The sequence below is a fragment of the Desulfobacter curvatus DSM 3379 genome (assembly GCF_000373985.1).
Taxonomy (GTDB): domain Bacteria; phylum Desulfobacterota; class Desulfobacteria; order Desulfobacterales; family Desulfobacteraceae; genus Desulfobacter; species Desulfobacter curvatus.
The window spans coordinates 1-7,973 of the sequence record NZ_KB893046.1 but is presented as its reverse complement, the minus strand read 5'-3'; the positions used below and the strand labels follow the sequence as shown (position 1 = coordinate 7,973).

The following is a 7,973-nucleotide window of genomic DNA, read 5'->3' as shown; positions in this document are numbered from 1 at the left end:
AGTCCTTTTAATCAGACCAACGTGGAATTGAAACTCTGTTGGCTGTATTGTTAAATTCATTACACATGCTTTTAATCAGACCAACGTGGAATTGAAACAATCATTGATATCATCCCAGGTTGTGACCCACCCATCTTTTAATCAGACCAACGTGGAATTGAAACCTAAAACAACGTGTGAATACACCATACAATCGGTTCTTTTAATCAGACCAACGTGGAATTGAAACGGGTTAAAAGCATAATTTAATGGAGTATCCATTGTCTTTTAATCAGACCAACGTGGAATTGAAACAGGGTTGGATGAACAATTGAATGAATACGCTTCCCACTTTTAATCAGACCAACGTGGAATTGAAACCAGAGCTTTCGTGGTAGTGGAAGCGGACCTGGATGAGCTTTTAATCAGACCAACGTGGAATTGAAACAATCTTTTGGTTAAAGAATAGGAAGTCTGATGTGTGGCTTTTAATCAGACCAACGTGGAATTGAAACCCTGAAGGCAGATTGACACAACTTGAAATTGATTTACTTTTAATCAGACCAACGTGGAATTGAAACGGAGCCTGACCTGCGGGGGGCATCTGTCCAGGCTGGCTTTTAATCAGACCAACGTGGAATTGAAACGCCTTCCCTCCTGATTGTTCGTTGCAAACGCCCAAGTTTTTTGGGGTTCAAAAATGACTTTTAAGGCGTCTCACAAAATAGAGGTTGGTGCCATGGGGGATAAAATTGTCTAACCCTTTCAAAATTAAAATTTTTTGTTCCGAAGATTTTCGTACTTTTGTTGACAAGAAGCAATCTGTTATCTTACGATGCATACGTAACGATTCAATGTGTTGAGCCGTTTAATCCATATCAAATTACGGAACCACAACAAATATATGACTCAAAAAACACTCAGTATCGGCAGTAAGGGTATGCAGTTCCAATACATTACAAGGTCGGCTGTCGGCCTGTTGGCACTGCTTTTTTTTTCATCCTGTACAGTGGAAAAGCCTGTAACGGTCGTCGATAATTCTCAGGCCTGCAAATCAGAAAAAATAGAGAAAAAAAATACGGCCGTCGATGATTCACGAATCCTCCAATTAGAAAAACAAAATGCGGAGCTGACCTTCAAGCTGGCGGAGCAGAAACTGCTTTCAAAAAAATTACAACAAACATTGCTCATAAAGCATAAAGAAACTGATGCCTGCCGGCAGGTCAATGAAAAACTGATCAAAGAACTCTCGCAAAGCAAGGCTAAACTTGCGACCCGGGGCAGCAAACTGGAAGCGGCCACCCTTATCGCCGAGGCCACGGCCGTTATCAGCACGTTGGCTCAAAAGCCCTTGGATGAGCCGCAAAAAATTATCCGGAAAAGGGCATTAGAAAACCTTCAAGAGGGTAAACATGAACTGGCAAAAGGAAACTATGAAAGTGCAGCCTACTTGTCCAGAGAGGCTATGGCCCAGGCAAAAGGCATTGATATAGATAAAGATAGCAGCATAGCCGATCCTGCCGCCGAAAAAGAAATCTTTTTTTCAACGCCCTTACAAATGAAATTATTTACAACCGGGAATCTCCGGAACGGCCCGTCCATAAAAGCGGATGTCAAAAAAGTACTTCAGGAAGGAAGCCGCGTGATTGCCATCGGTCATAAACAAAATTGGGTGAAAGTCAAATTAGCAGAAACTGACGAGATCGGCTGGGTTCATCTATCCCTTCTTTATTAAACCCCAACGCAACAATTTTCAGATCCGCCCACAACCTATTTATTGGTCGTCAGCAGCCTGGTAAACAACCCGGTTTCGTCCCTCATCCTTGGCACGGTAGAGTGCCATATCGGCTCGACCGACGACTTCTTGTTCATCCCTGTCCTGGTTCTGGATTCTGCTGATACCAACGGAAATATAGACCTGAATCTCTTGCTCTTCATGAATAAATGTATGGCTTGCAACGGCTTTTCTGATACGTTCCGCCGCCTGGATGGACTCATCCACCCCGGATTCTGCAAGGATCACAAGGAATTCCTCCCCGCCGTACCGGCCGGCAGAATCGACATTACGCAGATTTTCATTAAAAATTTCGGCCACCTGTTTTAATACGGTATCACCGGCCTGGTGTCCGTAGGTATCGTTAACAACTTTAAAGTGATCCACGTCAAGCATCAATACGGAAAACGCTGTTTTATACCGGCGGTAATACGCGTAATGATCACGCAGGATACCCATCACCTGTTTTCTGTTATTCAAACCCGTCAGGGGATCAGTGGTCGCCAATTGCTCCAGTTTTGTCTTGCTGAGCTTCAAATTAGCGACCATTTCATTGAAAACAGTCGTTGCAAAACCAATCTCATCGTTGCGGCGCACTGGAAGCCGGACATCCAGATCACCTTCGGCCACCCTTTCAGCCCCTCTGGTCAAAGCCGACAGCGGCACCATGATCTGCCGGGTCAACAAATAAGCCACAATACCCATAAGAACACTAAAACAGCAGACAATAATAATATTTCGATGGCGGGCATGGATCATACCGGAAAACGCCTTTTCATAATTTTCCGCAATAAAAAGACCCCATCCCAGTTCTCGGAACGGAACAACCAACCCCATTAATCGCTCACCCATGCCGTTGGCATATTCACGAAGCGGTTGCCTGTCACCGAAAGGTGACAGGTTGATTTTACTGAGAACTTTTTTGGCCCCCCTGCCGTACAGAAACTGCCGGCCTGTTTTTATATCCACAAGGGATTGATAGGTCCAGTCACCAGAGTCTCCAAACTTCGCCGGATCCAATAAAGACAGCAATCCGGTAAGTCTGACTTCAATGGCCAGCAATGTTTCATATTCATAAAGCTGATCCAGAAAAAGAGGAACGCCGATCAGGATAAGGGGCGACTTATCCCTTGAATCAATATATGCGCGTCCCTTGAACCATTGCCTGTCTGAGATTTGTTCGATGTAGTCATCAGGAAAGGTAAACGGCCGGTCACGGCCGCCGCTTTGGGAGGCGGCGATCACAGAGCCGGTCCTGGAAAGAACAAAAATCCGGACATACCCCTTAAATTGATGCTGCAATGTGCTGAGGTAGGTTTCAAGTATCTTGATATTTGGTACCCGGTTCTTACCGTCATCCGCCCTTTCTTCAGGCATTTTAAGATAAGCCGTGACGGCTTCCGATACAATTGACGCATTGGAAAACACAGTCAGATCATAAACCCGCTTTTTAAGCCACAGGGAAAGTTCCCTTTCCATAATCTGTGCAGAATCGACAAACTTTTGCTTAACCTTTCCCTCCAGCGTGGTTTGCAGCATGTTCTGGAGCAAAAGTCCCATGGATAAAGACGGTATTGCCGTGACCAATACCGCAAAGACAAAAATTCGGTTCCTGATACTAAACAGATATTTGTTTTTATTTTTCCGCTTGCCCATGGATTGCTTTGGAATCATACTTCTGTCAAGACCTTAACAGTCATCGACTCAACAATATCATTGGTTTTTTCTTTATATTCGAGCATATGCACAGATGATAAATGGGCCATTAAATCCTCTACACTGCGCCATTTTTCAATAATGGTAACTACATTTTTATCCACTTCCTGGGGCGGGAGCTCTGTAGGCATATCAACCGTGGGGATATACTCAATGCATCCCTTTTCCCCAAGAACAGCAGGCACATTGGATTTAAAAATTTCAATAAATTTGTCTAATTGACCGTCCTTAACATGAATTGATGCAATCACGCTGATCATGGTTAACATCCTTACTCTTAAGATTTTATTTTCAGCGGTTGGAATTCGCTTTTGAAAAAAAGAATAGACTAAAAAAATCCGGATGACAACCACGTTCATCCGCAATGATAGACGGTCAGCACGGCTTTGGCGACCCAAAGCGGCCTGACGGATGTTTGTAAGGCTATTTTTCAGGCAAGGCAGAATTGTTCAGGCGGTCAAAATTTTCAAATATATGATTGATGGTTGTTCTGCATCGGGTCATTTCATCCGGATCAATTCCCTGCGCTGCTTCATCCAACATTTCTTCGACAAAACCGACAAGATGGGGTTTTAATTCTTTGGCTTTGTTTGTCAGGTAAACAAGGTTGCTGCGTTTATCATTCCGGTCAGGAATCCTGAGCACAATATTTTTTTTCTCAAGCCCATTCAAAAGGCGGGTAACAGCAGCTTTGTCCTTAACCGCGGTCCGGGCAAGGGCCTGCTGGGTCTGCCCGTCCCGGCGGTAAAGATGAACAAGGATGCTCCACTGCTCATAACTGACATCAATTCCGGCATCCTGAAATTTTTTTGACAGCCGTTTTATGATAGCCCGGGATAACCGGCCCACAAGATAACCAATGGATTGGTCAATAATCTTGTTGTAGTCGTCCACTATCTATTGTCCATACAGATCCGGGCCGCCACATTGACCGCTTCAACACCATCGGAAGAATATTCCGCACCAATGGATTCGGCCCACTCCCGGGTCACCACGGCACCCCCCACCATGACCTTGCATTCAAGCCCGTTCTTCTTTGCCAGGTCAATGACCTCGGGCATACGGACCATGGTGGTGGTCATCAGGGCGGACAGCCCGATAAGATCGGCCTTGTGGGTCACTGCCGCCTCAATAATATCTTCGGCCGTGACATCCTTGCCCAGATCAACCACATCAAACCCGAAATTTCTGAGCATCAGCACCACGATATTTTTTCCAATGTCATGGATATCCCCTTGAACCGTGGCAAAGACCAGCGTGCCCTTTTTTTCCTTGGAACCGGAAGCCTGAAGGGCGGGTTCAAGCACGGCAAATCCGTTTTGCATGGTCTCGGCACTGGCAATGAGCTGGGGAAGGAAATACTTTCTTGCATCATAGTATTCCCCCACGGTCATAATGGCCGGGATCATCTTTTTTTCCAGCAGTTCGGACGGGGCTATCCCCTTTTCAAGGGCTTGATTACAAAGCCGTTCAATATCCTCTCTCCGGCCTTCAATCACCGCCTCTACAATCTGGTCTTCCACGGGCAGATCCGCTGTTTTTTTGGCGGTTGTCTCTTTTTTGTTTTCCGCGTTTTTATCCTTGGCAAATCGCTGAATGTACGACAAGGCATCCCGGTCCCGGCCGGTTAACACATCAGAGGCTGATTTGGTATTCATCAACAGTTCATGGGACGGGTTGGCAATGGCCCAGGAGAGCCCGGCACCGGCAGCCATGGCAAAAAAGGAGGCATTCACCCAGCCGCGTTCGGGCAGCCCAAAGGAGATGTTGGACAAGCCGAGGACCGTGCCAAACCCCTGTTCGGACGCCCATTTAACGGTTGCAAGGGTCTCTTTGGCAGCCTGGGGATTGCTGGATACGGTCATGACCAGCCCGTCCACAACCAGATCTTTGTTTTTGTAGCCATAAACAGCGGCCCGTTCGGCAATCTCCATGACCAGCTCTTTTCTTCGCTCTGCCTTGTCCGGCAATTCATTGTCGGCCAGGGGCAGTACAATGAGCATGGAACCATATTTGGCCGCTACCGGCAAAAGTTTATCCAGTTTTTCTTTTTCAGCTGAAATTGAGTTGATCAACGCCCGGCCCGGGTAGTAGCGTACGGCCGCTTCCACCACACCCGGATCAGAGGAGTCAATGACCAGGGGCAGATTGACCACCGGCACCACACTTGAAATGATATCTAAAAGGGTCTGTTTTTCATCAATTCCGGGCATGCCCGCGTTGATGTCCAGCAGGTCGGCACCGGCTGCGGCCTGGTCCCGGGCCAGTTTACGCACATAGGCCATGTTCCCCGCTTTCAGTTCCCCCTGCAGGATCTTTTTGCCGGTGGGGTTTATGCGCTCACCGATAATACGGATGGTACTGTTTGAACCCGTAATCAGCGCCTGGGTCGCCGAGGAGAGCATGGCTGTTTCCACCGGCTTTCTTTCCAAAGGCACAAGCTCTTCCATGCTTTGGGCCAATTTGGCGATATGCGTAGGCGTGGTACCGCAGCAGCCACCCATGATATTGACGCCGGCTTCGGCAAAAGGGTGTGCAAACGTGCTGAATTCATCGGCACCCATGGGAAATACGGTTTCGTTGTCTTTTATGACGGGCATCCCTGCATTGGGTTTGGCCATCACCGGAATCTGCACCATCTTTCGGATACGCCGGATGACGTTAAGCATCTCTTTGGGACCGGTGGAGCAGTTAACACCCACCACATCGGCACCTAAACTTTCAAGGGTGACCGCCATGGCTTCGGGTGTGGTGCCGTTTAAACTGTGCCCGGTTTCATCAAAGGTCATTGAGACCATGGTAAACCCGCCGCAAAGTTCTTTAATCGCAAGCAGGGCGGCCCGGCTTTCCTGGATATCAATCTGGGTTTCAATAATAAAAAGATCCACGCCGCCGTCAATCAACCCCTTTACCTGGCGTTTAAATCCCTGGATGGCCTGTTCAAAATCAAGGTCGCCAAAGGGCATGATAAACCGGCCGCAGGGGCCGATATCCCCGACGATGAGCGGACGGATGCCTTCCCGTTCCGCCAGCTCATCCGCCGTTTTAACCGCATTTTCTGCGATCTTGCAGTTGATCTGCTCTGTTTTATCGGCAGCGCCGAATTCTTCAAGCTTCCATGGGGTGCCCCCAAAAGTGCAGGTGTAAAGCATATCCGAACCTGCCCGGGCATAGGCGCGGTATATGTCGGCCGAGACCTCGGGATTCTCCATGGACCACAATTCCGGACTGCCCCCCGGCGGCAGACCGCGTTTCTGCATCTCGGTGCCGGTGGCACCGTCCAGAATAAGAATTCGTTTATTAATAATATCCAGTATGCTTTTGTCTTTTTCCCCCATGTTGTCTCTACTCCCCTGTCACTTTTGAAATACCGCAAAACGCGGTAACGCTTTTTTCCGGCATCAGGATACAGGTGTCCGTTATAGCCACCCCAAGCGTTTCCATTTTAAGAATTTGATATACATCTGCCTGAAACCGGATGTCAAAATCCCCATAACCGGCAGAAAACCGTTTTAATTTCAAGGCCTTTCGTTCCCTGACCAGCTCTTTGTTAAACAATGCCATCAGCCAGTCAAATCCTTCATCCACTATTTCAGATGCTGCAGCATCCACGATCACGGCCCCGGTCATCCTTTTGTCTTCCTGGAGCTGTTTAATCTTATCGGCAACCGCCTGACCGCCGGTAATGCCCATAATGAGCAACTGATCGGCCTTCCCCAGAAACCGGGTGAACCTGGCGCTTTCAAACACGATATCGGATTGCTTTAAAGCAACGGTGTTGTTCCCGTGGTCTATCTGTATATCCCTGATGCAGGCCGTGGCCTTGAGGTGGATATGATCTGCCGCATAGGTAATCCACGTGTCCACCTCGGCCATCATCCGCTGTGAAATCTCATTTTGGTGACGCTGATACCCCAGCCGTTTAAGGATTTTATGCCTTGGCACTTTTAAGGGGATATATGGGAAGGTTCTAAGCTGCTGCATCGGGTTAATATATCAGTTTTTTTTTATTATTAAAGAGTTTTCCCCAGATTGGCACAAGGTAACCGTTTATGTAAAATACAAACACCCTTCTGTGCCAATCGGCAACAGTGTACTTTATTTCATATGCGGTCCTTAACGGATCATGTCTAACATTTTTTTTGCGTTTTTATCTCCATTTAGAGCAGCTTTTGAATACCACTTTTTCGCCTCTTCCACAGGGCGCATTCCCATTTTCACGATTATGCAGCTAACAATGAAATATGTGAATTGGCCATTTGTTTCAGACAGTTCCATCGTCCTGATTTATAGTATGAGCGCAGCATGAGCATTTTCTCCGCATTTTCCTTATACCAAAAAATGCAGGGACCTTTGAGTCTCAAATTGACAACTCTTCGAATCGAACTTTCAATCGCACCACTGCCAATCGGCAGATGCAATGCCTTTACCGTTGGGAAAGCAAGACGGTGCCTATTACGTACAAAATAATCCCGTTCTGTCCTTATGGCTTTGCTGTTCCGGC

At 47.3% G+C, this 7,973-nt stretch carries 6 protein-coding genes, 1 pseudogene and 1 CRISPR repeat array; of the genes and pseudogenes, 1 reads left to right on the top strand and 6 read right to left on the bottom strand.

Going from position 1 to position 7,973, the window contains the following annotated elements; translation table 11 throughout:
* Positions 1 to 4: 4 nt before the first annotated feature.
* A CRISPR array of direct repeats spans positions 5 to 626; the repeat unit is 30 nt; unit sequence CTTTTAATCAGACCAACGTGGAATTGAAAC.
* A 257-nt stretch (positions 627 to 883) separates the two neighbouring features.
* The gene (locus tag B147_RS0110370; RefSeq protein WP_020587132.1) at positions 884 to 1,714 is read left to right on the top strand and encodes an SH3 domain-containing protein; all 831 of its coding nucleotides are present in this window, start codon (positions 884 to 886) and stop codon (positions 1,712 to 1,714) included.
* Between the two features lie 39 nt (positions 1,715 to 1,753).
* Here B147_RS0110370 and B147_RS0110365 read toward each other — a convergent pair whose 3' ends face one another.
* From B147_RS0110365 to B147_RS32440, 6 genes and pseudogenes are all read right to left on the bottom strand, one after another.
* A complete protein-coding gene (locus B147_RS0110365) occupies positions 1,754 to 3,427 on the bottom strand; it encodes a diguanylate cyclase (protein ID WP_020587131.1) in 1,674 nt (557 codons plus the stop codon).
* On the bottom strand, positions 3,424 to 3,729 hold the full coding sequence (locus B147_RS0110360; RefSeq protein WP_020587130.1) for a putative quinol monooxygenase: 306 nt from the start codon (positions 3,727 to 3,729) through the stop codon (positions 3,424 to 3,426). Before B147_RS0110360 ends, B147_RS0110365 begins: the two co-directional genes overlap by 4 nt.
* Positions 3,730 to 3,892: 163 nt before the next feature.
* Entirely contained in the window at positions 3,893 to 4,363 is a 471-nt protein-coding gene (locus B147_RS0110355) for a MarR family winged helix-turn-helix transcriptional regulator (RefSeq protein WP_020587129.1), read from the bottom strand.
* Entirely contained in the window at positions 4,363 to 6,807 is a 2,445-nt protein-coding gene (locus B147_RS0110350; protein ID WP_020587128.1) for a homocysteine S-methyltransferase family protein, read from the bottom strand. Before B147_RS0110350 ends, B147_RS0110355 begins: the two co-directional genes overlap by 1 nt.
* A 7-nt stretch (positions 6,808 to 6,814) precedes the next feature.
* A complete protein-coding gene (locus B147_RS0110345) occupies positions 6,815 to 7,453 on the bottom strand; it encodes a hypothetical protein (RefSeq protein WP_157237845.1) in 639 nt (212 codons plus the stop codon).
* Between the two features lie 239 nt (positions 7,454 to 7,692).
* Positions 7,693 to 7,973 (bottom strand): annotated as a pseudogene (locus tag B147_RS32440) (ISLre2 family transposase); the annotation flags it as partial.